General features: G+C 71.6%; 23 protein-coding genes. 10 read left to right on the top strand and 13 right to left on the bottom strand.

What is annotated here, in order from left to right; all coding sequences use genetic code 11:
• Positions 1-49 precede the first annotated feature (49 nt).
• From ACFXDE_RS39520 to ACFXDE_RS39510, 3 genes are all read right to left on the bottom strand, one after another.
• Entirely contained in the window at positions 50-424 is a 375-nt protein-coding gene (locus tag ACFXDE_RS39520) for an ATP-binding protein (RefSeq protein ID WP_380499140.1), read from the bottom strand.
• A 225-nt stretch (positions 425-649) separates the two neighbouring features.
• Positions 650-1,807, bottom strand: coding sequence for an adenosine deaminase (locus ACFXDE_RS39515; protein WP_380439060.1), 1,158 nt, complete (start codon positions 1,805-1,807; stop codon positions 650-652).
• Positions 1,808-1,997: 190 nt separating this feature from the next.
• Positions 1,998-2,969 (bottom strand): LysR family transcriptional regulator, encoded by a 972-nt coding sequence (locus ACFXDE_RS39510; RefSeq protein WP_380499139.1) that lies wholly within the window; start codon positions 2,967-2,969, stop codon positions 1,998-2,000.
• A 92-nt stretch (positions 2,970-3,061) separates the two neighbouring features.
• Between ACFXDE_RS39510 and ACFXDE_RS39505 the strand changes: the two genes are divergently transcribed.
• Together ACFXDE_RS39505 and ACFXDE_RS39500 are read left to right on the top strand one after the other, a co-directional pair.
• The gene (locus ACFXDE_RS39505; protein WP_380499138.1) at positions 3,062-4,339 is read left to right on the top strand and encodes an MFS transporter; all 1,278 of its coding nucleotides are present in this window, start codon (positions 3,062-3,064) and stop codon (positions 4,337-4,339) included.
• A 26-nt stretch (positions 4,340-4,365) separates the two neighbouring features.
• On the top strand, positions 4,366-4,920 hold the full coding sequence (locus ACFXDE_RS39500) for a Uma2 family endonuclease (RefSeq protein WP_380499137.1): 555 nt from the start codon (positions 4,366-4,368) through the stop codon (positions 4,918-4,920).
• A 168-nt stretch (positions 4,921-5,088) separates the two neighbouring features.
• Here the strand turns inward: ACFXDE_RS39500 and ACFXDE_RS39495 are convergent, their stop codons facing one another.
• From ACFXDE_RS39495 to ACFXDE_RS39460, 8 genes are all read right to left on the bottom strand, one after another.
• Positions 5,089-6,366 (bottom strand): thymidine phosphorylase, encoded by a 1,278-nt coding sequence (locus tag ACFXDE_RS39495; RefSeq protein WP_380499136.1) that lies wholly within the window; start codon positions 6,364-6,366, stop codon positions 5,089-5,091.
• Positions 6,367-6,463: 97 nt separating this feature from the next.
• The gene (locus ACFXDE_RS39490; protein ID WP_380439050.1) at positions 6,464-6,856 is read right to left on the bottom strand and encodes a cytidine deaminase; all 393 of its coding nucleotides are present in this window, start codon (positions 6,854-6,856) and stop codon (positions 6,464-6,466) included.
• Positions 6,853-8,121: an ABC transporter permease gene (locus ACFXDE_RS39485; protein ID WP_380439048.1), complete on the bottom strand. Its 1,269-nt coding sequence runs from the start codon at positions 8,119-8,121 to the stop codon at positions 6,853-6,855. Before ACFXDE_RS39485 ends, ACFXDE_RS39490 begins: the two co-directional genes overlap by 4 nt.
• A complete protein-coding gene (locus ACFXDE_RS39480) occupies positions 8,118-9,275 on the bottom strand; it encodes an ABC transporter permease (RefSeq protein ID WP_380439046.1) in 1,158 nt (385 codons plus the stop codon). The genes ACFXDE_RS39485 and ACFXDE_RS39480 overlap by 4 nt, the downstream gene beginning before the upstream one ends.
• A 5-nt stretch (positions 9,276-9,280) precedes the next feature.
• Positions 9,281-10,861 carry an ABC transporter ATP-binding protein gene (locus tag ACFXDE_RS39475; RefSeq protein WP_380439043.1) on the bottom strand — a complete coding sequence of 527 codons (1,581 nt, stop codon included), beginning with the start codon at positions 10,859-10,861 and terminating at the stop codon, positions 9,281-9,283.
• A 306-nt stretch (positions 10,862-11,167) separates the two neighbouring features.
• Entirely contained in the window at positions 11,168-12,229 is a 1,062-nt protein-coding gene (locus ACFXDE_RS39470) for a BMP family protein (protein WP_380439042.1), read from the bottom strand.
• Between the two features lie 254 nt (positions 12,230-12,483).
• On the bottom strand, positions 12,484-13,737 hold the full coding sequence (locus ACFXDE_RS39465; RefSeq protein WP_380499135.1) for an amidohydrolase: 1,254 nt from the start codon (positions 13,735-13,737) through the stop codon (positions 12,484-12,486).
• Between the two features lie 184 nt (positions 13,738-13,921).
• A complete protein-coding gene (locus tag ACFXDE_RS39460; protein WP_380439038.1) occupies positions 13,922-15,511 on the bottom strand; it encodes a methylmalonyl-CoA mutase in 1,590 nt (529 codons plus the stop codon).
• 149 nt (positions 15,512-15,660) lie between these two features.
• Between ACFXDE_RS39460 and ACFXDE_RS39455 the strand changes: the two genes are divergently transcribed.
• The 3 genes from ACFXDE_RS39455 (at position 15,661) to ACFXDE_RS39445 (ending at position 18,900) form a co-directional block, all read left to right on the top strand.
• On the top strand, positions 15,661-16,401 hold the full coding sequence (locus ACFXDE_RS39455) for an SDR family oxidoreductase (RefSeq protein ID WP_380439036.1): 741 nt from the start codon (positions 15,661-15,663) through the stop codon (positions 16,399-16,401).
• A gap of 69 nt (positions 16,402-16,470) precedes the next feature.
• Entirely contained in the window at positions 16,471-18,117 is a 1,647-nt protein-coding gene (locus ACFXDE_RS39450) for an alpha/beta hydrolase (RefSeq protein ID WP_380499134.1), read from the top strand.
• A 297-nt stretch (positions 18,118-18,414) separates the two neighbouring features.
• The gene (locus tag ACFXDE_RS39445) at positions 18,415-18,900 is read left to right on the top strand and encodes a 2-oxo-4-hydroxy-4-carboxy-5-ureidoimidazoline decarboxylase (RefSeq protein WP_380439032.1); all 486 of its coding nucleotides are present in this window, start codon (positions 18,415-18,417) and stop codon (positions 18,898-18,900) included.
• A 53-nt stretch (positions 18,901-18,953) separates the two neighbouring features.
• On the opposite strand, the gene ACFXDE_RS39440 is transcribed toward ACFXDE_RS39445, so the two are convergent.
• Positions 18,954-19,727 carry a hypothetical protein gene (locus tag ACFXDE_RS39440; RefSeq protein WP_380499133.1) on the bottom strand — a complete coding sequence of 258 codons (774 nt, stop codon included), beginning with the start codon at positions 19,725-19,727 and terminating at the stop codon, positions 18,954-18,956.
• A gap of 253 nt (positions 19,728-19,980) precedes the next feature.
• Between ACFXDE_RS39440 and sdhC the strand changes: the two genes are divergently transcribed.
• Genes sdhC through ACFXDE_RS39420 form a run of 4 tightly spaced genes read left to right on the top strand, consistent with a single transcriptional unit; the run spans position 19,981 to position 23,425 of the window.
• Positions 19,981-20,361 carry a succinate dehydrogenase, cytochrome b556 subunit gene (gene sdhC / locus ACFXDE_RS39435; protein WP_218198520.1) on the top strand — a complete coding sequence of 127 codons (381 nt, stop codon included), beginning with the start codon at positions 19,981-19,983 and terminating at the stop codon, positions 20,359-20,361.
• Positions 20,362-20,369: 8 nt separating this feature from the next.
• Positions 20,370-20,861, top strand: coding sequence for a succinate dehydrogenase hydrophobic membrane anchor subunit (locus tag ACFXDE_RS39430; RefSeq protein ID WP_380439028.1), 492 nt, complete (start codon positions 20,370-20,372; stop codon positions 20,859-20,861).
• A gap of 51 nt (positions 20,862-20,912) precedes the next feature.
• Positions 20,913-22,655: a succinate dehydrogenase flavoprotein subunit gene (gene sdhA, locus ACFXDE_RS39425; protein ID WP_380499132.1), complete on the top strand. Its 1,743-nt coding sequence runs from the start codon at positions 20,913-20,915 to the stop codon at positions 22,653-22,655.
• Positions 22,655-23,425: a succinate dehydrogenase iron-sulfur subunit gene (locus tag ACFXDE_RS39420; RefSeq protein WP_329927597.1), complete on the top strand. Its 771-nt coding sequence runs from the start codon at positions 22,655-22,657 to the stop codon at positions 23,423-23,425. Before sdhA ends, ACFXDE_RS39420 begins: the two co-directional genes overlap by 1 nt.
• A gap of 61 nt (positions 23,426-23,486) precedes the next feature.
• Here the strand turns inward: ACFXDE_RS39420 and ACFXDE_RS39415 are convergent, their stop codons facing one another.
• The gene (locus tag ACFXDE_RS39415; protein ID WP_380439021.1) at positions 23,487-23,744 is read right to left on the bottom strand and encodes an SCO4848 family membrane protein; all 258 of its coding nucleotides are present in this window, start codon (positions 23,742-23,744) and stop codon (positions 23,487-23,489) included.
• Between the two features lie 141 nt (positions 23,745-23,885).
• Here ACFXDE_RS39415 and ACFXDE_RS39410 point away from each other — a divergent pair, with 141 nt between their 5' ends.
• A complete protein-coding gene (locus ACFXDE_RS39410; protein ID WP_380439019.1) occupies positions 23,886-25,094 on the top strand; it encodes a D-alanyl-D-alanine carboxypeptidase family protein in 1,209 nt (402 codons plus the stop codon).
• Positions 25,095-25,218 lie beyond the last annotated feature (124 nt).

Below are 25,218 nucleotides of genomic sequence, written 5' to 3'. Positions count from 1 at the left end.
CCACCGGGATCACCGGGGTGCGCGGCCCGTCGCCGTGCGGGTGGAACGGTCAGCCGCCGAGGCCCGGCAGGGCGCCGGTCAGCCCGCCGACGGGGGTCTTGTCGAGGCCGGGGATGCTCGGCACCGCGGCGCGCGTCTGGGTGACGCCGGCGACCGGAGCGGCCTCCGCGGGGGCGGCCGGAGCGGGGGCGGCCTGCCCGGCGCTCGGGGCCAGCGGGCCGAGGGTGCCGGTGACCTTGTCGCCGCCGGGCAGCTTGTTGGCGGTGTCGGTGACCGCGCCGGTGACCGCGGGGTTCTGCAGCGCCGTGGTGGGCAGCCCGACGCCGCCGGGCGCGGGGGCGTCCGCGGACGCGGTGCCGACGCCGACCGCTGCGATGGCGATGCCGAGCGCCGCGGTGCCGGCGGCCTTGAGAGCCTGCTTCATGAATTCGTCCCCTTGAGTCCTCGTCGGTGGCCGACGCGACACGCGGGAACGGACGGCCGAGCGTCCGCCACGGCCTGTCGGCGATGACTGGCACACCGTAGTGAGCCGGTCGTGCGAGGACCAAAAGGCGTTCACTCACCCGAGTGAGTAGTCGGATGAACGCCAACTGCCCTGCGAGGCAGCGGCGTTCATCCGGGACTCACCCCCAGGCCGCTCCGGACCCGATCAGCCCTGGCCGCCGCCCGTGCTGAACAGCCACTCGGCCTTGAGCTCGGCGTAGCCCGGCTTGATCACGTCGCTGATCATCGCGAGCCGCTCGTCGAACGGCAGGAACGCCGACTTCATCGCGTTCACCGTGAACCACTCCATGTCGCCCAGCGTGTAGCCGAAGGCGTCCACCAGGTGGCCGAACTCCTGGCTCATGCTGGTGCCGCTCATGAGGCGGTTGTCGGTGTTCACGGTGACCCGGAACTTCAGCCGGCTGAGCAGCCCGATCGGGTGCTCGGCGTACGAGACCGCGGCGGCCGTCTGGAGGTTGGAGGTCGGGCACATCTCCAGCGGGATGCGCTTGTCGCGCACGTACGCGGCCAGGCGGCCGAGCTCGACGCTGCCGTCCTCGTTCACCGTGATGTCGTCGACGATCCGCACGCCGTGGCCGAGCCGGTCGGCGCCGCAGCACTGCAGGGCCTCCCAGATCGACGGCAGGCCGAAGGCCTCGCCCGCGTGGATGGTGAAGTGGTTGTTCTCGCCCTTGAGGTAGTCGAAGGCGGCCTGGTGGCGGGTGGGGGGGTAGCCGGCCTCGGCGCCCGCGATGTCGAAGCCGACGACGCCCGAGTCCCGGTGGCGGTTGGCCAGCTCGGCGATCTCCTGCGAGCGGGCGGCGTGCCGCATCGCGGTGATCAGGGTGCCGATGCGGATGCGGTGGCCGGCCGCGCGGGCGTTGGCCTCGCCGAGGCGGAAGCCCTCCTGGACGGCCTCGACGACCTCGTCCAGACTCAGGCCGGCCTCCAGGTGCTGCTCGGGGGCGTAGCGGACCTCGGCGTAGACGACGCCGTCGGCGGCCAGGTCCTCGGCGCAGTCCGCGGCGACCTTGATCAGGGCGTCCCGGGTCTGCATGACCGCGCAGGTGTGCGCGAACGTCTCCAGGTAGCGGACGAGCGAGCCGGAGTCGGCGGCCTCGCGGAACCACTCGCCGAGTTCCTTGGGGTCGGTGGTGGGAAGGCCCGCGTAGCCGACGGCGGCGGCCAGCTCGACGATGGTCTCCGGGCGCAGCCCGCCGTCGAGGTGGTCGTGCAGGAGCACCTTCGGCGCGCGGCGGATCTGGTCGGGGGTGGGGATGCGCGGGCCGGTGCCCGCGGTGGTGACAGGGATCTGCTTCTCCATTGCGGAAATATAGACCCTACGCGCGTAGACCCACCACTCCCCACACGGCCGGTTCGCCGAAAGTCCACCGGGAATTCCACCGCTCGGGTCAGTCCCGTCCCATATCCCGGGACAAAGCGAGATCGGCAACCCCCCTCCCGCGGAGTTCGCCGCACTCCGCCCCGCGGTTCAGCGCGGGAATCCGCGGGTTTCAGTCGTGTTCGAGCAGCCGCCCGCGCCGCGACAGCACGAAGTCCCGGAACGCCCGCACCGGCGGCGTCAGCGGCCGCCCCGCCGCCCAGGCCAGCCCGATCGCCCGCCGGGTCCGCGGCGCAGTCACCTCAAGCTCCACCACCCCCGGCCGCGGCACCAGCGCCGGCGGCAGCAGCGCCACCCCGAGCCCGGCCGCCACCAGCCCGCGCAGCGTCTCCGCCTCCTCCCCCTCGAAGGCCAGCCGCGGCACGAACCCGGCCTCCGCGCAGAACCCGTCCGTGATCGCCCGCAGCCCGTACCCCTCCTCCAGCCCGACGAACGTCTCCTCCGCCACCTCCGCGAGCCGGATCCGCCGCCGCCCGGCCAGCCGGTGGTCCGCCGGGACGACCAGGTGCAGCCGCTGCTCGTCCAGCGGGCGGGCGGCGAAGGCCGGGTCGTCGGGCAGCGGTGCCACCAGGCACAGGTCCAGCTCGCCGTCCAGCAGCCGCTCCAGCATCGCGCCGACGTAGTCCTGCACCAGCTGGAACCGCACCTGCGGGTGCGCCACCCGGAAGTCCCGCAGCAGCGCGGGGACGGCGTCCGTCCCCATCGTGTGCAGGAAGCCGAACGCCACCCGCCCGACCGACGGGTCCGCCTCCGCCCGGGCCGCCTCGGCGCCGCGCTCGACCTCGGCCAGCGCCCGCTCCACCGAGGCCAGCAGCAGCCGTCCCGCCCTGGTCAGCCGGACCGTCCGGCCCTGACGGGCCAGCAGCTCCACCCCCAGCTCCTCCTCCAGCCGCGCCACCGACCGCGACAGCGTCGGCTGCGGCATGCCGAGCACCGCCGCCGCCTGCGTCACGTGCTCCAGCCGGGCCACGGCCGCGAACTGGGCCAGCCGCGGCGCCAGTTGGACGGCCGGCAGGCCGGGCCCCAGCTCGGCCGGCCGGTACCGGGGCTGCTCCGTGCCGTTCGCCGCTTCCTCCGCGGTCATCCCGCCACCATCCTCGACTCATGCGCCAGTGCATCGATCATCCCGTGTTCATGCATTGGACGCATCAACCCGGCAGGCCTAACGTCGACTTCATGCAGCCCGCCGATACCAGGGCATCCGTGCCCGCCCCGGATGCCTCCGCCGCCCGCGTCCCGACCCACGACGACCGCCACCGCCCCGGCCAGCGCGCGTTCCGCCGCGCCAACCTCGCCCTGTTCGCCGCCGGGGTCGCCACGTTCGTCCTGCTCTACTCCACCCAGGGCCTGCTGCCGGTCCTCTCCGCCGACCTCGACCTCACGCCCGGTCAGGCCAGCTGGACCGCCTCCGCCGCCACCCTCGGACTCGCCCTCGGACTCCTGCCCGCGAGCGCGCTGTCCGACCGGTACGGCCGCACCGCCGTGATGACGGCCTCCACGCTCGCCGCCTCCGCCCTCGCCCTCGCCCTGCCGTTCGCGCCCGACCTCACCACGCTCGTGGTCCTGCGCGTCCTCCAGGGCGCCGCCCTCGCCGGGCTCCCCGCCACGGCGATGGCCTACCTCGCCGAGGAGGTCCACCCGAGCGCGCTGGCCTCCGCGATGGGCCTGTACGTGGCCGGCAACAGCATCGGCGGCATGGGCGGCCGGCTGCTGTCCGGCTGGACCGCCGCCGCGTTCGGCTGGCGCTGGGGCCTCGCCGCCTCCGCCGTCCTCGCGCTGCTCGCGGTGCTCGCGTTCCGGCTGCTCATCCCCGCCGCCCGGCACTTCACCCCGGCCCCGGTGGACCCGCGCGCCCTCGCCCGGACCGTCGGACGGCACCTGCGCAACCCGCTGCTGGTCCGGCTGTACGCGCTCGGGCTGCTGTTCATGGCCGTGTTCGGCGCGGTCTACAACACCGTGGGCTACCGGCTGATCGGCGCCCCCTTCCACCTGCCGGAGTCGGTCGCCGCCTCGATCTTCGTCGTCTACCTGGTCGGCACCGGCACCTCGGCCGCCGCCGGCCGGCTCTCCGGCCGCCTGGGCCGGCGCGGCGCCCTCTACGTCTCCATCGGCGTGACCGCCGCCGGGCTCCTGCTGTCCCTGGCCGACTCCCTGGTCTGCGCCCTGCTCGGCCTGGTCCTGATCACCGCCGGCTTCTTCGCCGGCCACGCCACCGCCTCGTCCGCCGTCGGCCGCACCGCGACGGAGGGCCGCGCCCAGGCCTCCGCCCTCTACCTGATCGCCTACTACCTGGGCAACAGCCTCGGCGGCACGATCGGCGCCGACGCCTACCACGCCACCGGCTGGCCCGGCGCCGCCACCGTCGGCCTCACCGCCATGACCCTCGCCGCCGCCGTCACCCTCTACGCCACCCGGCAGGCATATACCACCCGCCGAGCAGTCCCGAGCTCTTGACAGTCGGCGCCGATAGACTCCGGAACATGAGCATCGATCCGGCTACGTACGCCCGGCTGCGGGAGATCGCCGACCAACTGCCCCAGATTCCGGGAATAGGGAAGATCGAAATCGCCAACGGCGCGATCGTGATGATGATGTCGCCGGTGAAGCGCCACGAACTCGCCGTGCTGCGCATCTCCCGACAGCTCAATGCCCAGTTGCCGGACACGAATCCCGGCCACATCGCCTACCACGGCGCGGATCTTGAGGACGCGGGGCTCGGCCAGCTACGCAACCCGGACGTGATGGTCTTCCCCGAAGCGACCCTGGAGGGGGAGCAGCCGGCAGTTCTCCCGCACGAGGTGCTGCTCGTCGTGGAGATCGTCTCCAAGTCCAACCCCAACAACGACTACCACAACAAAGTCCGCGACTACTCGGCCATGGGCATCCCGTTCTACCTGATCATCGATCCCCGCGACGGCACCGGCATCGTGCACTCGGAGCCCGGCTACGAGTCCCGCGAGAAGTTCAACTTCGGAGACAAGATCACCGTCGGCCCCTGGACCCTCGACACCAGCGGTCTGCTCACCTACGGCTGACACCCGCCCGACCTGCCGTAGGCTCCTTCGGTCAGTTCGTACAAACAGCAGCGGAATCCGCCACGGCCACCTTCCTCAAGACCGTCCTCGCCGCGGCCGAACAGTCGCCGCACAGCGGAGAACGAGAAGGGCCCTGGCGGCACCGCTCCGCCAGGGCCCTCCGCACGACTACGCGATCCGGTCGAGGACGATCGGGTTCGCGGTGAACGCGGTGCCCTCGGGGGCGACCTCGATGCCGCCGGCGAGGGCCTCGATGGCGTACTCGAAGCGCTCGGGGGTGTCGGTGTGCAGGGTCAGCAGCGGCTGGCCGGCCACGACGGTGTCACCGGGCTTGGCGTGCATCTCGATGCCCGCGCCGGCCTGCACCGGGTCCTCCTTGCGGGCGCGGCCGGCGCCCAGGCGCCAGGCGCTGACACCGACGGCGTACGCGTCGAGCGTGGTGAGCACGCCGGAGGCGGGGGCCGGGATGACGTGCTGCTCGCGGGCGACCGGCAGCGCCGCGTCGACGTCGCCGCCCTGGGCGGTGATCATGCGGCGCCAGTGGTCCATCGCCGAGCCGTCGCGCAGCGCGTCCGCCGGGTCCTTGCCGTGCACGCCGGCCGCGGCGAGCATCTCGCGGGCGAGCGCGAGGGTGAGCTCGACGACGTCGGCCGGGCCGCCGCCCGCCAGCACCTCGACCGACTCGCGGACCTCCAGCGCGTTGCCGGCGGTGAGGCCGAGCGGGGTCGACATGTCGGTGAGCAGGGCGACGGTGTTGACGCCGGCGGTGGTGCCGAGGCCGACCATGGTGCGGGCGAGCTCGCGGGCGTCGTCGAGGTTCTTCATGAACGCGCCGGAGCCGACCTTGACGTCGAGGACGAGCGCGCCGGTGCCCTCGGCGATCTTCTTGGACATGATCGAGGAGGCGATCAGCGGGATGGCCTCGACCGTGCCGGTGACGTCGCGCAGCGCGTACAGCTTCTTGTCGGCGGGCGCGAGGCCGTCGCCGGCGGCGCAGATGACGGCGCCGGCGCCGCGCAGGACGTCCATCATCTCGTCGTTGGAGAGCAGCGCGCGCCAGCCGGGGATGGACTCCAGCTTGTCGAGGGTGCCGCCGGTGTGGCCGAGGCCGCGGCCGGAGAGCTGCGGGACGGCGGCGCCGCAGGCGGCGACGAGCGGGGCGAGCGGGAGGGTGATCTTGTCGCCGACGCCGCCGGTGGAGTGCTTGTCGCTGGTGGGCAGCGGGAGCGAGGAGAAGTCCATCCGGACGCCGGAACGGATCATGGCCTCGGTCCAGCGGCTGATCTCGCGCGGCTTCATGCCGTTCAGCAGGATGGCCATGGCCAGGGCGGACATCTGCTCGTCGGCGACCTCGCCGCGGGTGTAGGCGTCGATGACCCAGTCGATCTGAGCGTCGCTCAGCTCTCCGCGGTCGCGCTTGGTCCTGATGACGGAGATGGCGTCCATGCGTGCTCCAAGAGGGGATTCAAAAAGCGAAGAGTGTCGCGAGATGACCGGGTTGCGGCCCACTCGCGACACTCTACGCGCGTAACAAATGCAGATGCTAGAGCCGCTCCGGCCCGAACGCGTCGGGCAGGACCTCGCTCATCGGCTTCACGCCGGAGGCCAGGTCGACCAGCAGGTCGGGCCCGCCGTGCTCGTACAGCAGCTGGCGGCAGCGCCCGCACGGCATGAGCAGCTCGCCGGAGCCGTCCACGCAGGTGAACGCGGTCAGCCGGCCGCCGCCACTGGCGTGCAGCGCGGACACCAGCCCGCACTCGGCGCACAGTCCGAGCCCGTACGAGGCGTTCTCGACGTTGCAGCCGGTGACCAGCCGCCCGTCGTCCACCAGCGCGGCCGCGCCGACCGGGAACTTGCTGTACGGCGCGTACGCGCGGGTCATGGCCTCGCGCGCGGCGTCGCGCAGCCGCTCCCAGTCGATCACGGGGGCCGTCACTTGCCCTGGCCCTTGCGGTAGATCTGGCCGTCCGCCTTCGGCATCCGCAGGCGCTGCGAGGCCAGCGAGAGCACCACGAGGGTGATCACGTACGGCGTCGCGACGATCAGCGGGCGCTGCACCTCGTCGGTGAGCGCGTACCAGGCGCCGAGGCCGCCGGCGACCACCAGCGAGATCACCACGGCGGTGTACTTGCGGCGGTACAGCTGCCACAGCGCGAGGAGGCCCATCGCGATGGAGACGGTCAGGATCAGCACGTGCACCGACTGCGGGTCACGCAGCTGGAGGCTGTCGGTGAAGCCGAACAGCCCGGCGCCCATGGAGAGCCCGCCCGGCATCCAGTTGCCGAAGATCATCGCCGCGAGGCCGATGAAGCCGCGGCCGTTGGTCTGGCCGTCCTTGTAGAAGTGCGCGGCGACCAGCGAGAGGTACGCGCCGCCGAGGCCCGCGAAGGCGCCGGAGGCCATGACCGCCAGGTACTTGTACTTGTAGACGTTGACGCCCAGCGACTCGGCCGCGGTCGGGTTCTCACCGCAGGAGCGCAGTCGCAGGCCGAACACCGTGCGCCAGAGCGCGAAGTAGCTGACCACGATCAGCGCACCGGCCAGGACCACGACCACCGAGATGTTGGTGACCATGCCGCCGACCACGCCGGCGACGTCCGAGACGAAGAACCAGTGGTGCTTCTCGATGCCGTCCAGCCAGGGCGACAGACCCGGGATGGTGATGTACGGCAGCGGGTCGGCCGGCGGGGACTGGTTGGCGCCGGCACCGACGGCGACGTAGTCCTTGTAGTAGATCCGGTTGACGTACGCGCAGATGCCGGGGATCAGCAGGTTGATGCCGACGCCGGAGACGATGTGGTCGACGCCGAAGGTGACGGTGATGACCGCGTGCAGCAGGCCGCCGAGGGCGCCGCCGGCCATGCCGGCCAGCAGGCCGACCCACGGGTTCACCAGGTAGCCGGCCCAGGCGCCGCAGAAGGTGCCGGCGACCATCATGCCTTCGAGGCCGATGTTGACCACGCCGGCCCGCTCGGACCACAGACCGCCGAGACCGGCCATGCCGATCGGCACGGCGGCGCTGAGCGCGGCGGTGATCTGACCGGAGGAGGTCAGCGAGTGGTTGCCGGTGGCCATGCCCACGGCGGAGAAGAGCGCGAGGGCGCCGGCGATCAGCAGCAGCACGACCGGCCAGGACAGCTTGCGCTTCTTGGCGGGCGCACCGGGCGCCTTGGGACGAGCGGCAGCGGTGGCCGTGCTCATGCCGACACCTCCTTCTTCTCCGTGGCCGCGAGCTGGGCGGCGAGCTGGGCGCCGACCTTCTGCTGCTGGCGCTTCAGGCCGTAGCGGCGCACGAGCTCGTACGCGACGACGACGCAGATGACGATGGTGCCCTGCATGACCGCGACGATCTCGAACGGGAATCCGCCGTTCAGCGGCAGCTGCGAGCCGGTGGCGTCCAGGAACGCGAACAGCAGCGCCGCGAAGGCCATGCCGAGCGGGCTGTTGCGGCCCAGCAGCGCGACCGAGATCCCGAGGAAGCCGAGACCGGCCTGGAAGCTCTGGCCGAAGTAGAACGAGTTCTGCAGCAGTTCGGGCAGGCCGATCAGACCGGCGATGGCGCCGGAGACGGCCATCGAGATCATGACCATCCGCTTGACGTTCACGCCCGACGCGGTCGCGGCGCTCTCCGAGCGGCCGGTGGCGCGCAGGTCGAAGCCGAAGCGGGTGCGGGTCAGCACGAACTGGAAGACCACGCCGACCAGGATCGCGATGAACAGGAAGCCCCAGAGGTCGCCGCCGGCCGTGTTGATCGAGAAGAAGTGGCTGGACTGCGAGACCGGGCTGGTCTGGATCGAGTTGCTGGTGCTGCTGACCTTCGGGGCGAAGATGCCCGGGACGAGGAGCAGACCGACGATCGCGATCGAGATGGCGTTCAGCATGATGGTCGCGATGACCTCGCTGACGCCGCGGAAGACCTTCAGCGCACCGGCGATCGCCGCGTACAGGCCACCGGCCAGCATGGCGGTGATCAGCAGCAGCGGGATCTGGATGAACGACGGCAGGTCGATCTGGCTGCCGACGTACGCCGTGAACAGCGCCGCGACGCGGTACTGGCCCTCGACGCCGATGTTGAACAGGTTCATCCGGAACCCGAACGCGGCGGCCGCGGCGGCCAGGTAGTAGGTGGTGGCCCGGTTGAGGATCGCCACCTGGCCGTCCGACTTGGTGGCGTACGTGATCATCACGTTCCACGCGTCGAACGGGTTCTTGCCCGAGGTCGCCAGCAGGATCGAGCAGATCGTCACCGAGAGCAGGACCGCGAGCACCGGCGCCGCCAGTGCGAACACGATCCGCTCACCGCTGATCCGCTGCGCCAGACTGCGCTTGGCGGCAGGGGGGTTGGGACTGGTCATGTGGGTTACTCCCCCGCCTCGGCGTCGTCGGCGGTGTCGGTGTGCGGGTGCGCGTCCTCGACCGTGGTGCCCTCGGCCGCGACGGCCTGCGCGGCGGCGACGGCCTCCGGGTCGGACTCCAGGTGGCCGCGGGCCGCACCGGTCATCGCGGTGCCCAGGTCCTCGGCGGTGACGGTGGCCGGGTCGGCGTCGGCGACCAGGCGGCCGCGGTAGATGACCCGGATGGTGTCGGAGAGGCCGATGAGCTCGTCCAGGTCGGCGGAGATCAGCAGCACGGCCAGGCCGTTGCGCTGCGCGACCCGGATGTGCTCCCAGATCTGCGCCTGCGCGCCGACGTCCACGCCGCGGGTGGGGTGCGCGGCGATCAGCAGCTTGGGCTCGTGGGCCATCTCGCGGCCGATGATCAGCTTCTGCTGGTTGCCGCCGGAGAGGGAGGCCGCGGTGACCTCGATGCCCGGGGTGCGGACGTCGAACTCCCGGACGATGCGCCAGGTGTCCTGCCGGGCCCCGGCCGGGTCGAGCAGCGGGCCGTTGGAGTTCGGCTTCTCGGTGACGTGACCGAGGATCCGGTTCTCCCAGAGCGGGGCCTCCAGCAGCAGGCCGTGGCGGTGGCGGTCCTCGGGGATGTAGCCGATGCCGGCCTCGCGACGGGCGCGGGTGAGGCTGCCGGACAGGTCCTTGCCGTCGAGGGTGACGGTGCCGGCGTCCAGCGGGAGCATGCCCATGATGGCCTCGACCAGTTCGGCCTGGCCGTTGCCCTCGACACCGGCGATGCCGAGGACCTCGCCCTTGCGGATGGTCAGCGAGATGTCGTCGAGGACGACGCGCTCGATGCCCTCGGCGTCGGTCTTGGCGATCCGCAGGCCCTGGACGTCCAGCATCTCGGTGCTGGTGACGGTCGACTCGCGGCTCTCCGGGGAGGGCAGCTCGGCGCCGACCATCATCTCGGCGAGCTGGCGGGCGGTCACGGACTTCGGGTCCGCGTCGCCGACCGTGGTGCCGCGGCGGATGACGCTGATCGCGTCGGCGACCGCGAGCACCTCGTGCAGCTTGTGCGAGATGAAGATGACGGTGACGCCCTCGGACTTCAGCTCCCGCAGGTTGTCGAACAGCGCGTCGACCTCCTGCGGGACGAGGACGGCGGTGGGCTCGTCGAGGATCAGGATCCGGGCGCCGCGGTAGAGCACCTTGAGGATCTCGACGCGCTGGCGGTCGGCGACGCCGAGGTCCTCGACCAGCGCGTCCGGGCGCACGCCCAGACCGTACTGGTCGGAGATCTCCTTGATCTTCGCCTTGGCCTTGGCGCCGATGCCGTAGAGGCTCTCGCCGCCGAGGACGACGTTCTCCCACACCGTGAGGTTGTCGGCGAGCATGAAGTGCTGGTGCACCATGCCGATGCCGCGGGCGATGGCGTCGCCCGGGGAATTGAACTCGCACTGCTCGCCGTTGATCGCGATGGTGCCCTCGTCCGGCTTCTGCATGCCGTAGAGGATCTTCATCAGCGTCGACTTGCCGGCGCCGTTCTCGCCCATGAGGGCGTGCACGGTGCCACCGCGGACGGTGAGGTTGATGTCGTGGTTGGCCACGACTCCGGGGAAGCGCTTGGTGATACCGCGCAGTTCGACGGCCGTGGTCGCCGTCCCCGCGCTGGGGGTTCCGTCCTTGCGCAGGGGGACGGGGTCGGATGCGGTGATGGCGATCTCCTGGTGGTCTGGAGGCGCGTCGTTGCGCTGGGAGGGCCAAAAGGGGGGAACGGGGAAGTGAGGGGGGACGGAAGGGGGCCCGGGGGTACGCGTTGAGCGCACCCTGCCGGGCCCCTCCCGTGTTGCTGTGCCCATCATCGCGCTGCCGGGCAGGCGGCAGCCGCTACGACGTCCGGGCCGCGCGGCGCCTTACTGGGCGGGCGCGGTCGGGACGGTGGTGGCGCCGGTCTTGATCGCGTTGGCGGCGGCGTCCAGCTGGGTCTTGATGTCGTCGATCTTGCCACCGGTGGTGGCGAGCTGGACACCGTCGGCCTTCAGGTCGAAGAGCTTGGTGCCGGTGAACGGGGCACCCTGCTTGACCGACTGGATGTACGAGAACACCGCGTTGTCGACGTTCTTCACCATCGAGGTGAGGATGCTGTTCTTGTACTTCGCCAGGGCCGGCTGGGTGGCCTGGTCGGAGTCGACGCCGATGGCCAGGGCGCCCTGCTTGTTGGCGACGGCCTCGATGGCGCCGTTGCCGGAGGAGCCGGCGGCGGAGTAGATGACGTCCGCGCCCTTGTCGAGCTGGCCCTGCGCGGCCTCCTTGCCCTTGTCGGGCGAGGCGAAGCCGGAGAAGTCCGGGGGCGTGGTGAGGTAGGTGACCTCGACCGGCATCTGCGGGTCGACGGACTTGACGCCCGCGCGGTAACCGGCCTCGAACTTCTTGATCAGCTCGGTCTGCACACCGCCGATGAAGCCGACGTGCTTGGTCTTGGTCTTCAGCGCGGCGGCCACACCGGCGAGGTAGGAGCCCTCCTGCTCGGCGAAGACGAGCGAGGTGACGTTGGCCGGCTGGGCGTCGTCGTGCGAGTCGATGATCGCGAACTTGACGTCCGGGTTGTCCTTGGCGATCTTGTTGACGGCCGGCTGGTACACGAACCCGACCGCGATGACGGTCTTGTAACCGGCGTCGATCAGGTTCTTGAGGCGGGTCTCCTTGTCCGCCTCGGCCTCGCCGGCCTTGGCCTCGGCCTCGGTGACCGAGACGCCGAGGTCGGACTTGGCCTTGTCGAGACCGCGGGCGGCGGAGTCGTTGAACGACTGGTCGCCACGGCCGCCGATGTCGTAGGCCATACCGACCTTGAGGCCGCCGTCGGAGGACGAGCCGGAGGAGGTGTTGTCAGTGCTCTTTGCGCCGCAAGCGGCGAGCGAGGCCATGCCCAGGGAACCCGAGAGCACAACCGCGGCGAGCTTCATTGAACGGCGCAAGGGAGTTTCTCCTTCTCACACGCACCCGATTAGCGTGGTCGGACGCCACCGTAACGCGCGTAGAACACGGTTGTGTTACGGGGTGCCGGAGCATTCGGGTTGTTATCAAACCGTGGTCTGACGGTCGCCCCGAGGCCCATTTCCCGTGCGCGGACGGTGATCCGGAACTGGTGCGCTCCAGTTTACGGAACTGCGCCGAAACCCCGGATCCCGACGTCTCCGCCACGCGACGGCCGCACGCGCGCGGATGCGGGTCAGCTCCCGTCGGCCTCCAGCGCCAGCGCCGCGAACAGTTCCGCACCGATCCCGATCGCCCGCTCGTCCACGTCGAAGCGGCCCTGGTGCAGGTCACGGACGGAGGTGTCGCCGGGGGCGCGGACGCCCAACCGGGCCAGCGCGCCCGGGGCGTGCTCCAGGTACCAGGAGAAGTCCTCGCCGCCCAGGCTCTGTTCGGTGCTCTCGACCACCTGCTCGCCGCCCCGGCCGAACCGGGCCGTCATGGCCTCGTCCAGGAGGGCGACGGAGACCGCCTCGTTCACCACCGGCGGCACCCCGCGGTGGTAGTCGAGCGTCCACTTCGCCCGGTAGGTCTCGGCGACCTTGGCGATCAGGTCGTGCAGGACGTCCGGCGCCTCCCGCCAGCCGTCCAGCTCCAGGCAGCGGATGGTGCCCTCCAGTTCGGCGTGCTGCGGGATGACGTTGGGCGCGGAGCCGGAGGCGATCCGGCCCCAGACCAGGCTGACGCCCCACCGCGGGTCCATCCGGCGGGCGAACGCGGCCGGCAGGTCGGCGGCCATCCGGGCGATCGCGGTCACCAGGTCGGTGGTCAGGTGCGGCCGGGCGGTGTGCCCGCCGGGGCCGTCCAGGTGGAGCACCAGGCGGTCGCAGGCGGAGGTGATGGCCCCGGTGCGCAGCGCGATGCGGCCCACCTCGACCTTCGGGTCGCAGTGCACGGCGAAGATCCGCTCGACGCCGTCCATCCCGTCGGCCTTGATGACGTCCAGCGCGCCGCCGGGCATGACCTCCTCGGCCGGCTGGAACACCAGCCGGACCGGGCGGCGCAGCTCGCCGCTGCGGGCGGCGTCGGCCAGCACCAGCGCGGTGCCGAGCACGACCGCGGTGTGCACGTCGTGGCCGCAGGCGTGGGCCCGGCCGGGGACGGTCGAGCGGTAGGGGACGTCGGTCTTGGCGTCGTCGATCGGCAGCGCGTCGATGTCGGCGCGGAAGGCGAGGATCCCGGTGCCGGGGGCCGTCCCGGCGGGGACGATGTCGACGATCAGGCCGGTGCCGCCGGGCAGCACCCGGGGGGTGAGACCGGCCGCCACCAGCCGGTCGCGGATCAGGCCGGTGGTGCGGAACTCCTGGCGGCCCAGCTCCGGGTGCCGGTGCAGATCGCGGCGGAAGGCGATCAGCTCTGGCTCCAGCCTCCTGACCCGGGCGCGCAGTTCGGCGGCGGGACGGGCAGCGGACAGAGTGGCGCCCGGCTGAGCGGGCTCAGGACGGTTCATCTCCCCAAGGATAGGCCTGTCGGGGGTTCTTGGCCCGACTTCCGGAAAATTAGTCCCCGGATGGGCGCATACCGGCCGGACAGGTGGGTATGACATCTCGTTTCAGCCGCCTTCCCCGGGTTGCTTGTCCTGTGCAACGATCACCCGGGGCGGCGGTCACGGCCTTTGCGTGTTTGACGGATAGTCAGAAGCGTTCCACCGGCGCGTACGTGCCCCACACCTCGCGCAGCGCGTCGCACACCTCGCCGACGGTAGCGCGGGCCGCCAGCGCGTCCTTCATGGGATAGAGCACGTTCTCCCCTCCTTCGGCGGTCCGACGCAGCGCGTTCAGCGTCCGGTCCACCGCGCTCGCGTCGCGCTCGGCGCGCAGCCGGGCGAGGCGCCCGGCCTGCTGCCGCTCGATCGCCGGGTCCACCCGCAGCGGCTGGTACGGCTCCTCGGCGTCCAGCTGGAAGCGGTTGACGCCGACCACCGTCCGCTCGCCGGCGTCGGTCTCCTGCTGGACGCGGTAGGCGGTGCGCTCGATCTCCGCCTTCTGGTAGCCGCTCTCGATCGCGGCCACCGCACCGCCCAGCTCCTCCACCCGGGCCATCAGGGCGAGGGCGGCGGCCTCCACCTCGTCGGTCAGCGACTCGACGACGTAGGAGCCGGCGAACGGGTCGACGGTGGCGGTCACGTCGGTCTCGAACGCGAGGACCTGCTGGGTGCGCAGGGCGAGCCGGGCGGCCTTCTCGGTGGGCAGCGCGATCGCCTCGTCGAAGCTGTTGGTGTGCAGCGACTGGGTGCCGCCGAGCACCGCGGCGAGCGCCTGCACCGAGACCCGGACGAGGTTCACCTCGGGCTGCTGGGCGGTGAGCTGCACCCCGGCGGTCTGGGTGTGGAAGCGCAGCATCTGCGAGCGGGGGTCCCGGGCGCCGAACTCCTGGCGCATCACCCGGGCCCAGATGCGGCGCGCGGCGCGGAACTTGGCGACCTCCTCCAGCAGCGTGGTGCGGGCCACGAAGAAGAAGGAGAGCCGGGGCGCGAAGTCGTCGACGGCCATCCCGGCGGCGAGCGCGGTGCGCACGTACGCGATGCCGTTGGCCAGCGTGAAGGCGATCTCCTGCGCCGGACCGGCCCCGGCCTCGGCCATGTGGTAGCCGGAGATCGAGATGGTGTTCCAGCGCGGGATCTCCGCCCGGCAGTACCGGAACACGTCCGCGACCAGCCGCAGCGAGGGGGCGGGCGGGAAGATGTAGGTGCCGCGCGCGATGTACTCCTTCAGCACGTCGTTCTGGATCGTCCCGGTGAGCCGGTCCGGCGCCACCCCCTGGGCCTCGCCGACGAGTTGGTAGAGGAGCAGCAGCAGGCCGGCCGGCGCGTTGATGGTCATCGAGGTGGACACCTCGCCCAGCGGGATCCCGTCGAACAGCACCGCCATGTCCTCGACGCTGTCGACGGCCACCCCGACCTTGCCGACCTCCCCGGCGGCGAGCGCCGCGTCCGAGTCGTAGCCCATCTGGGTGGGCAGGTCGAAGGCCACCGAGAGCCCGGTGCCGCCGCCGGCGATCAGCTGCCGGTAGCGGGCGTTGGACTCGGCCGCGGTGCCGAAGCCCGCGTACTGGCGCATCGTCCACGGCCGGCCGGTGTACATCGACGGGTAGACGCCCCGGGTGTACGGGAACTCCCCCGGTCTCCCGAGCCGGCTGCCCGGATCCCACCCGGCCAGCGCCTCCGGTCCGTACAGCGGCTCGATCGGGAAGCCTGACTCGGCACGGCGCGGCTCGGCTGCCATGGGTCCCTCCACGGGGATCGGCGGGCTGGGGCTCGTCGCTCGCAATGTAGGGCCTGCCGGGCCGGAGAACGGGGAGCCGACGCGATTGAGATGATCGGACCTACGACCGAAGTGCGTACCTCTTCATCGACGAGCCCCAGGGAGTGGCAATGACCGAGCAGAAGGTGGCCGTGGTCACCGGTGCCAGCAGCGGGATCGGCGCGGCGACGGCCCGCCGGCTGGCCGCCGAGGGCTTCGACGTGGTGCTGACCGCCCGGCGCACCGAGCGCGTCGAGGCGCTCGCCAAGGAGATCGGCGGCCGGGCCTTCACCCTGGACGTCACCGACCGGGCGGCCGTGGACGCCTTCGCCGCCGAGGTCGGCCGGGTCGACGTCCTGGTGAACAACGCCGGCGGGGCGCTGGGCGCCGACTCGGTCGAGCACGGCGACCCGGCCGACTGGCGCGCCATGTACGAGGTGAACGTGCTCGGCGTGCTGCACGTGACGCAGGCCCTGCTGCCCGCCCTGCGCGCCACCGGCGACGGCACCGTGCTGGTGCTCTCCTCGACCGCCGCGCTGGCCGCGTACGAGGGCGGCGGCGGGTACGTCGCGGCCAAGCACGCCGCGCACACCATCGCGGCGACGCTGCGGCTGGAGCTGTGCGGCGAGCCGATCCGGGTGATCGAGATCGCCCCCGGCATGGTGAAGTCCGAAGGCTTCGCGCTCACCCGCTTCGGCGGCGACGAGGCGAAGGCGGAGGCCGTCTACGCGGGCGTCGCCGAGCCGCTGACGTCGGAGGACGTCGCCGACACCGTCGCCTGGACGGTCACCCGCCCGTCGCACGTGAACATCGACCTGCTGGTCGTCCGCCCGCGTGCCCAGGCCGCCAACCACAAGGTGCATCGCGCCTGATCAGAGCCCCGGCGGGCAGCCCGGCACCCGTTGATCAACGGTGTGACCCGGCAGTGATACACACGTGCGATGAACATCAACCGGGCCGCCCGCCCACGGGTCCTGCTGACCGCCCTGGCAGCCGGCGCCCTGCTCCTCACCTCCGCCTGCAACGACACCGCCACGACGGCCCAGGACAAGGCCGCCGGCAGCCCGGCGTCCGCCGCCGCCACCACCGCGACGGCCACCCCGACGCCGAAGCCGACCGGGGCGGACGACCCGGCGCTCAAGCCCTTCTACGCCCAGCAGATCACCTGGGCCCCCTGCCCGCCGGACCCGAAGGCCGCGGACGCCAAGGCCGACGTCTCCGCCATGCTGTGCGGCAAGCTGCACGTCCCGCTGGACTACACCGACCCGGCCAAGGACGCGCTCGACCTCGCGCTCGTCAAGTACCCGGCCACCAAGCCCGACCAGCGGATCGGCTCGCTCGTGGTCAACCCCGGCGGCCCGGGCGGCTCCGGCGTCGAGATGGTCAAGTACGGCGCCAAGGACTTCGCCGGCACCCTGCACAGCCGCTTCGACGTGGTCGGCTTCGACCCGCGCGGCACCGGTGGCAGCTCCCCGATCACCTGCCTGGACGACAAGCGGCGCGACGCCGAGGCCCAGGTCGACTCGCCGCTCGACCCGGCCGCCCGCAAGGCCCAGTCCGACCAGCAGAACGCCGAGTTCATCGCCGCCTGCCAGGCCAAGTCCGGCAAGCTGCTGGCCTTCGTCGGCACCCGCAACTCCGCCCGCGACATGGACGTACTGCGCGCCGCCGTCGGCGACAAGAAGCTCAACTACCTGGGCGTCTCCTACGGCACCTACCTCGGCTCGCTGTACGCCGAGGAGTTCCCGAAGAACGCCGGCCGCCTCGTCCTGGACGGCGCCGTCGACCCCGCCGCCGACGAGCTCGACTCGGTCGTCAAGCAGCAGGCCGGCTTCGAGAAGTCCTTCGAGCGCTTCGCCGCCGACTGCGTCGACAACCACGCGGCCGAGTGCCCGCTGGGCAAGGACTCGGGCCAGGCCGCCAAGAAGGCCGCCGACTTCCTGGACGGCTTGCGCGACCACCCGCTGCCCACCAAGGACGGCCGCAAGGTCGGCAGCGACCTCGCCTGGACGGGCGTGCGCGGCGCGCTCTACGGCGACGAGAACAGCACCTGGCAGTACCTGCGCGTCGCGCTCTCCGTCGCGATGAAGAACGACAAGGGCGACGTCCTGCTCGCCTTCGCCGACGACTACGACGAGCGCGACGAGAACGGCCACTACTCCCCGATGGAGGAGGCGCACGCGGCGATCTCCTGCGCCGACGGCTCCGCCCCGGCCCCCACGGCCGAGCGCGCCCAGCAGGCCGTCAAGCAGCTCCAGGAGCAGGCCCCGCTGCTCACCAAGGGCGTCGACGTGCAGGACTTCACCGAGTCCTCGTGCAACGGCTGGCCGTTCCGGAGCCCCGAGAAGCCGCACACCATCCGGGCCGAGGGCGCCGACCCGATCCTGGTCGTCGGCTCCACCGGCGACCCGGCCACCCCGTACGCCGCCGCCGAGGCGCTGGCCAAGGGCTTCGCCGATGCCACCCTGCTGACCCGGGTGGGCGAGGGCCACGGCGCGTTCGGCAAGGGCAACGCCTGCATCGACCAGGCCCTGGAGGCCTACCTGACCGCGGGCACGATGCCGGCCGCCGGGACGCGCTGCACCTGAGCGTCCGCGGCCCTCTAGCAGACGAAGACGGGGAGGGCGCTGACGCGAAGGTGTCAACGTCACAACTTGATAGCTCGTTCGGATGAAATCCGCGTGCGCCCTCCCCAACTGATGAGCGCTCAACTACCGTTGAGCCGCTGCCCGGCAGGCTCAGGACGCCACCCCGCGGCCCCATACTTCACCTGCTCCACCCGGACCCTTCACCGGCCACCTTCCCGCCCTCACGAGGAGGACCCGCTGGCCAGCGACATCCCGCCACAGCGGCTCGATCCCAGTTCCGAGCCGACCCTCCTCGGGTTGCACCGCTTCAACGAGGCCGACGCCGGCGCCGCCGAGGAGGCCCTGCTGGCCTGCTGCGGCAGCCACCGCTGGGCCCTGCGGCTCACCGCCCACCGGCCGTACCCCGACATAGAGTCCCTGCTGGCCGCCGCCAGCGAGGCCTCCTACGACCTCCGCCCTGCCGACCTCGCCGAGGCCCTGGCCGACGAGAGCTGGATGCCGCAGCCACTGCTCGGCATGCGGGCCCCGGGCAGCCAGGCGGCGCACACCGCGCTGCGGGCGGCCCACGCCGCGTACGAGGCCAGGTTCGGCCACGTCTTCGTGGTCTGCCTGGAGGGCGTCGCGCCCGAGGAGATGCTCGACACCGTGCTCTCCTCGATCCGCACCCGGCTCGCCAACGACCCGGACGAGGAGCGCCTGGTCGCGGCCGACGAGCTGCGCCGGATCGCCCTCACCCGGCTGGAGCACCTCGTCGCCACCCATTCGGAGGCCGGCGCGCACTGAGCCGCCGGCCCGCGTCGACCCCCGCCCCCCCGCCGACCCGTCCGGGCGGCCCCTCACTTCCCGGTCTGGGCCGCCCGCAGCTTCGCCACCTGCTGCCGCACGATCCGCTCGTCCGGCGCCGCGGCCGGCTCGGAGGAGACGCCGAAGGTCGTGAACACCGCGAGTGCGGGACCGACCCGGGTCAGCACGGCACGCTGGGACAGCACGGCCGTACCCGATTCATTCGTGAGGGTGAATCCGGTCGCCGCGTCCGCTCCCTCGGGCGTGGGCGTGTCGGCCTGGGCCAGCCGGTGCCGGGTGTGCGTCGACTGCGCCCCCTTCTTCCCCCGCTCCGCCGGTGGCGGCGGCGCCGTCGAGGTGAAGACGGCGCACGGGCCGAACAGCTTCTCCAGCTCCGCCTGCACCTGCGCGGCCCGCCCCGAGCGGTAGCCCACCAGGGCGCCGTACGCCGCGCCCGCGGGGTCGGCCGCCCGGGCCACGCTCAGATCGGTCTCCGCGTACGGCAGCCCCGCACCGGGCGAGGCCGCGCCCGGGCCCGCACCACCGCCGGGTGCCACGGCGTCCAGCAGCGGCTGGCAGGCCGGGACGTCCGACGTCTCCCGCCCGGAGCCCTGCCCGGTGTCACCGTGACCGGGCGTCATGACCGTCACCGCGTAGCCGGCGCCGAGGTCGGCATCGGTCACTGCGGCCGTCCGCAGTTCGGCCGCGGACAGTTCGTGCACCGGCGCGGCCCGGTCGTCGGACGGCCCGCCGACCGTGGTGCAGCCCGCGGCGAGCGCCAGCGCACAGAGGAGGGGGACGACGGACGGTCGGGGACGATGCGGCACAGATGCCTCAGAAGGGTGTCGGCGGTGGCGGATGCGACACCGTAGCGCAATCGCCCGATCACCCAGAGTCCCCATCGGGGGTCCGGTTCCCGCCGAACTAGGCCAGTCGTGCCTGATTGATCACACCTGGGGCCCCCGGAGGCGGTTCCCGATACGGCGTCGATAGGATGCTCGCGGCCGGTGGACCGTACCCGGCCGGGCTGACCGACACCGAAGCCGGCCGAGCCCCCAATCGCTTCCGGAGGGTTTTTCCGTGCCGGCTGGAACGCTGTACCGCGGCCGGGAAGGCATGTGGAGCTGGGTGGCTCATCGAGTCACCGGCGTCCTCATCTTCTTCTTCCTGTTCGCCCACGTCCTGGACACCGCACTGGTGCGAGTGTCGCCGGAGTCGTACGACACCGTCATCCAGACGTACAAGACTCCCCTCGTGAACCTGATGGAGTACGGCCTCGTGGCCGCCATCCTGTTCCACGCCCTGAACGGCCTGCGGGTCGTCGCCGTGGACTTCTGGTCGAAGGGCCCGAAGTACCAGAAGCAGATGCTCTGGACGGTGGTCGGAGTCTGGGTCGTCCTGATGGCCGGCGCCTTCTACCCGATCCTGCAGCACACGCTGGTCGACTGGTTCGGGAAGTGAGCTGACTGATGTCCACGGAAATCTCCGACGCCCTGGTGGTCCCCTCCAACCAGGCGCACACCGGCAAGGGCCTCGGCACCGGGAACCCGGCCGACGCGTTCGTCATCGAGCCGCCGCGCAAGCGGACCAAGAGGACGCCGCGCCGCACCCGGACCAACTTCGAGATGCTGGCCTGGCTCTTCATGCGCCTGTCCGGCATCGTCCTGGTCGTGCTGATCCTCGGCCACCTGCTGATCATGCTGGTGCTCGACGGTGGCGTCTCCAAGATCGGCTTCGCCTTCGTGGCCGGCCGCTGGGCCTCGCCGTTCTGGCAGGTCTGGGACCTCACGATGCTCTGGCTCGCCATGCTGCACGGCGCCAACGGCATGCGTCAGGTCATCAACGACTACGCCGAGAAGGACTCGACCCGGCTCTGGCTCAAGGGGCTCATGGGTACCGCCACGGTCTTCACCGTGCTGCTGGGCACCCTGGTGATCTTCACCTTCGACCCCAACATCTGAGCCGCGAGCACCATCGACCATCGGCAGAGGCCAGAGGCGAGTTAACCCCCCATGCAGATTCACCAGTACGACACCGTCATCGTCGGCGCCGGTGGCGCCGGCATGCGCGCGGCCATCGAGTCGACGCAGCGCAGCCGCACCGCGGTCCTGACCAAGCTCTACCCGACCCGGTCCCACACCGGCGCGGCCCAGGGCGGCATGTGCGCCGCCCTCGCCAACGTCGAGGAGGACAACTGGGAGTGGCACACCTTCGACACGGTCAAGGGCGGTGACTACCTGGTCGACCAGGACGCCGCCGAGATCATGTGCAAGGAGGCCATCGACGCCGTCCTCGACCTGGAGAAGATGGGCCTGCCCTTCTCCCGCACCGAGCAGGGCCGGATCGACCAGCGCCGCTTCGGTGGTCACTCCCGCAACCACGGCGAGGCCCCGGTCCGCCGCTCGTGCTACGCGGCCGACCGCACCGGCCACATGATCCTCCAGACGCTGTTCCAGAACTGCGTCAAGCACGGCGTCGAGTTCTTCAACGAGTTCTACGTCCTCGACCTGCTGATCAACGACGGCAAGACGGCCGGCGTCGTCGCCTACGAGCTGGCCACCGGCGAGATCCACGTCTTCCAGGCCAAGTCGGTCGTGTTCGCCTCCGGCGGCACCGGCAAGTTCTTCAAGGTCTCCTCCAACGCCCACACCCTCACCGGTGACGGCCAGGCCCTGGTGTACCGCCGCGGCCTGCCGCTGGAGGACATGGAGTTCTTCCAGTTCCACCCGACGGGCATCTGGCGCATGGGCATCCTGCTCACCGAGGGCGCCCGCGGCGAGGGCGGCATCCTGCGCAACAAGGACGGCGAGCGCTTCATGGAGCGCTACGCCCCCGTCATGAAGGACCTCGCGTCCCGTGACGTCTGCTCCCGCGCGATCTACACCGAGATCCGCGAAGGCCGCGGCTGCGGTCCGGACGGCGACCACGTCTACCTGGACCTCACCCACCTGCCGCCGGAGCAGCTGGACGCCAAGCTGCCGGACATCACCGAGTTCGCGCGCACCTACCTCGGCATCGAGCCCTACACGGACCCGATCCCGATCCAGCCCACCGCGCACTACGCCATGGGCGGCATCCCGACCAACGTCGAGGGTGAGGTCCTGCGCAACAACACCGACATCGTCCCCGGCCTGTACGCCGCCGGCGAGGTCGCGTGCGTGTCCGTGCACGGCGCCAACCGCCTGGGCACCAACTCGCTGCTGGACATCAACGTGTTCGGCAAGCGCGCGGGCATCGCCGCCGCCGACTACGCGCAGACGGTGGGCTTCACCGAGCTGCCCGAGAACCCGGCCGAGAAGGTCCAGGCCCTGGTCGACGGCCTGCGCGAGGCCACCGGCGAGGAGTCCGTGGCGCAGATCCGCAAGGAGCTGCAGGAGACCATGGACGCCAACGCCATGGTGTACCGCACCGGTGCCACCCTGAAGCAGGCGGTCGAGGACATCGCCGCGCTGAAGGAGCGCTACAAGAACGTCTCCATCCAGGACAAGGGCTTCCGCTACAACACGGACCTCCTGGAGGCCGTCGAGCTGGGCAACCTGCTCGACCTGGCCGAGGTGCTGGCCGTCTCCGCGCTGGCCCGCGAGGAGTCCCGCGGCGGCCACTACCGCGAGGACTTCCCGACCCGTGACGACGTGAAGTTCATGCAGCACACCATGGCGTACCAGGAGGTCGCCGCCGACGGCACGACCTCCATCCGCCTCGACTACAAGCCGGTCGTCACGACCCGCTACCAGCCGATGGAGCGTAAGTACTGATGAGCACTCCGACCGTGGAGCACTCGGCCGCTCTGGACGCGGCCGAGAGCGGTGCCACTCAGCTGATCACCGTCACCTTCCGGATCCGCCGGTTCAACCCGGAGGAGCACCCGGACCCGGTGTGGGTCGACTACCAGCTCACGATGGACCCGAAGGAGCGCGTCCTGGACGCGCTCAACAAGATCAAGTGGGAGCAGGACGGCACCCTCACCTACCGCCGTTCCTGCGCGCACGGCATCTGCGGCTCCGACGCGATGCGGATCAACGGCCGCAACCGGCTGGCGTGCAAGACCCTGATCAAGGACGTCAACCCGGAGAAGCCGATCACGATCGAGGCCATCAAGGGCCTCACGGTCCTCAAGGACCTGGTCGTGGACATGGACCCGTTCTTCCAGGCGTACAAGGACGTCATGCCGTTCCTCATCACCAAGGGGAACGAGCCGACCCGCGAGCGCCTGCAGTCCGCCGAGGACCGCGAGCGCTTCGACGACACCACCAAGTGCATCCTGTGCGCCGCGTGCACGTCGTCCTGCCCGGTCTTCTGGAACGACGGCCAGTACTTCGGCCCGGCCGCCATCGTCAACGCGCACCGCTTCATCTTCGACTCGCGCGACGAGGGTGCCGAGCAGCGCCTGGAGATCCTCAACGACCGCGAGGGCGTGTGGCGCTGCCGCACCACCTTCAACTGCTCCGAGGCCTGCCCCCGTGGCATCGAGGTCACCAAGGCGATCCAGGAAGTGAAGCGGGCGCTGGTCACCCGCCGCTTCTGATCCCCGCCTGACACACGCCGAAGGCCCCGTCCGACCAACCGGACGGGGCCTTCGGCGTTCCTCAGTCGGTGGCCGGGGTGCGGCGGGTGGCGCGCAGGCCGCGGAGGCCGATGGTGCCGACGGCGATGCCGAGGCAGAAGGAGGTGACGGCGAGCAGGAGGTGGATCCAGAAGAAGGCGGTGGGCTGGGAGTGGTCGCCGTTGACGAAGGCCTGGCCGCCGGAGTCCTTCCACAGGTTCTTGACGAAGGTGGTCCAGATGACGACCGACCAGACGCCGAAGGCGGTCAGGAACCAGGAGGTGCGGCGGCTGAGCTTCATGCGGGGTCCTCGGCGGCGGTGTGGAGGCGGTGTGCACCCCCAGTATGCGCGGGCTGCCGATCGGCGTACGGCCGGCCCCTCCTGCGGAGGACCTTGCCGGTGTGGCGCACGGCGGGGGTCCCGAGTGGGTACGGTCGGCGGGTGATCGCACGCCCTCGCAAGCTCGCGCACCTGTTCGCCGCCACCGCCGTGCTGCCGGCCCTGTTCGTCGCTCCGGCGGCGGCCGCGGCCCCCTCCGCGCCGGCTCCGCCGACCGTGGTCGGCGGCGACCGGCTCGGCCAGTCCGGGGTCCAGGTCTCGCCGATGGCCGGCGCTCCGGCACTGCCCGGGGATCTGACCGGCCAGTCCTGGATAGTCTCCGACGCCGCGTCGGGAGAGGTCCTCGCGTCCTACAACCCGCACCTGCGGCTGCCGCCGGCCAGCACCTTGAAGATCCTCTTCGCGGACACCGTGCTGCCCAAGTTCGACCGCAACGCGGTCCACCGGGTCGCGGACGAGGAGATCCAGGGGATCGGTCCCGGCAGCAGCCTGGTCGGCATCAAGGAGAACCTGGACTACCGGGTCGAGGACCTGTGGCGCGGCGTGTTCCTCAGCTCGGGCAACGACGCCGTGCACGTCCTCGCGCACATGAACGGCGGCGTTCCGCAGACCGTCGCCGAGATGCAGTCGCGGGCGGAGGCCCTCCAGGCGCGGGACACCAAGGTGATCTCCCCGGACGGCTACGACATGGACGGCCAGCTCTCCTCGGCCTACGACCTGTCCCTGTTCGCGCGGGCCGGCCTGCGCAACGCGGACTTCCGGGGCTACTGCGCCACCCGGGACGCGATGTTCCCGGGCGCCGTGGACAAGAACACCGGCCAGCGCGGCAGCTTCGGCATCGCCAACACCGACCGGCTGCTGGGCAAGTACCCGGGCCTGATCGGGGTGAAGAACGGCACCACGACCAACGCCGGCTCGACCTTCGTCGGCGCCGCCGAGCGCGACGGCCGCACGCTGCTGGTGACGGTGATGCACCCGGCGTCGTACCAGAAGGTCTACGACGAGACGGCCGCGCTGCTGGACTGGGGCTTCGCCGCGGCCGGGAAGGTGCAGCCGGTCGGCAGGCTCGTGGACGAGCAGCAGCCCGGCGCCGAGCAGCCCACCGGCCAGGCGGGCGGCAGGGACGGGACGCCCGCGCCGCCGCCGCACCCGTCGGCGGCCGCGTCCGGGGTCGCGGCGGCCGGTTCGAAGGACGGGGACGACGGGATCGGTGTCGGCGGCTGGCTCGCGATCGTCGTCGGGGCGGTGGCCGGGGCCGGGGCCCTGGTGGTGCTGAAGCGCCGGACGGCCGCTCCCACCGACGGCGGCTGACGCGGCGTCGCCCCGCGGCGGCCCGGCCTCAACCCCCGGGGCCGGCCCCCCCCCGCGGCGCCGCCGGCCCGGGCCCCCCCCCCCGTAGGCCGGGTTGGGGGGGGCCCGCGCCCGCCGGCGGCCG

The sequence above is a fragment of the Kitasatospora sp. NPDC059408 genome (assembly GCF_042751525.1).
Lineage (GTDB): Bacteria > Actinomycetota > Actinomycetes > Streptomycetales > Streptomycetaceae > Kitasatospora.
This window is presented reverse-complemented; position numbering and strand designations above follow the sequence as displayed.

What these genes read in the sequence shown, in the direction of transcription:
- ACFXDE_RS39520 (WP_380499140.1), bottom strand. Translation starts at nt 424, where the DNA reads ATGAAGCAGGCTCTCAAGGCCGCCGGCACCGCGGCGCTCGGCATCGCC.
- ACFXDE_RS39515 (WP_380439060.1), bottom strand. Translation starts at nt 1,807, where the DNA reads ATGGAGAAGCAGATCCCTGTCACCACCGCGGGCACCGGCCCGCGCATC.
- ACFXDE_RS39510 (WP_380499139.1), bottom strand. Translation starts at nt 2,969, where the DNA reads ATGACCGCGGAGGAAGCGGCGAACGGCACGGAGCAGCCCCGGTACCGG.
- ACFXDE_RS39505 (WP_380499138.1), top strand. Translation starts at nt 3,062, where the DNA reads ATGCAGCCCGCCGATACCAGGGCATCCGTGCCCGCCCCGGATGCCTCC.
- ACFXDE_RS39500 (WP_380499137.1), top strand. Translation starts at nt 4,366, where the DNA reads ATGAGCATCGATCCGGCTACGTACGCCCGGCTGCGGGAGATCGCCGAC.
- ACFXDE_RS39495 (WP_380499136.1), bottom strand. Translation starts at nt 6,366, where the DNA reads ATGGACGCCATCTCCGTCATCAGGACCAAGCGCGACCGCGGAGAGCTG.
- ACFXDE_RS39485 (WP_380439048.1), bottom strand. Translation starts at nt 8,121, where the DNA reads ATGAGCACGGCCACCGCTGCCGCTCGTCCCAAGGCGCCCGGTGCGCCC.
- ACFXDE_RS39480 (WP_380439046.1), bottom strand. Translation starts at nt 9,275, where the DNA reads ATGACCAGTCCCAACCCCCCTGCCGCCAAGCGCAGTCTGGCGCAGCGG.
- ACFXDE_RS39465 (WP_380499135.1), bottom strand. Translation starts at nt 13,737, where the DNA reads ATGAACCGTCCTGAGCCCGCTCAGCCGGGCGCCACTCTGTCCGCTGCC.
- ACFXDE_RS39460 (WP_380439038.1), bottom strand. Translation starts at nt 15,511, where the DNA reads ATGGCAGCCGAGCCGCGCCGTGCCGAGTCAGGCTTCCCGATCGAGCCG.
- ACFXDE_RS39455 (WP_380439036.1), top strand. Translation starts at nt 15,661, where the DNA reads ATGACCGAGCAGAAGGTGGCCGTGGTCACCGGTGCCAGCAGCGGGATC.
- ACFXDE_RS39450 (WP_380499134.1), top strand. Translation starts at nt 16,471, where the DNA reads ATGAACATCAACCGGGCCGCCCGCCCACGGGTCCTGCTGACCGCCCTG.
- ACFXDE_RS39430 (WP_380439028.1), top strand. Translation starts at nt 20,370, where the DNA reads ATGTCCACGGAAATCTCCGACGCCCTGGTGGTCCCCTCCAACCAGGCG.
- sdhA (WP_380499132.1), top strand. Translation starts at nt 20,913, where the DNA reads ATGCAGATTCACCAGTACGACACCGTCATCGTCGGCGCCGGTGGCGCC.
- ACFXDE_RS39420 (WP_329927597.1), top strand. Translation starts at nt 22,655, where the DNA reads ATGAGCACTCCGACCGTGGAGCACTCGGCCGCTCTGGACGCGGCCGAG.
- ACFXDE_RS39415 (WP_380439021.1), bottom strand. Translation starts at nt 23,744, where the DNA reads ATGAAGCTCAGCCGCCGCACCTCCTGGTTCCTGACCGCCTTCGGCGTC.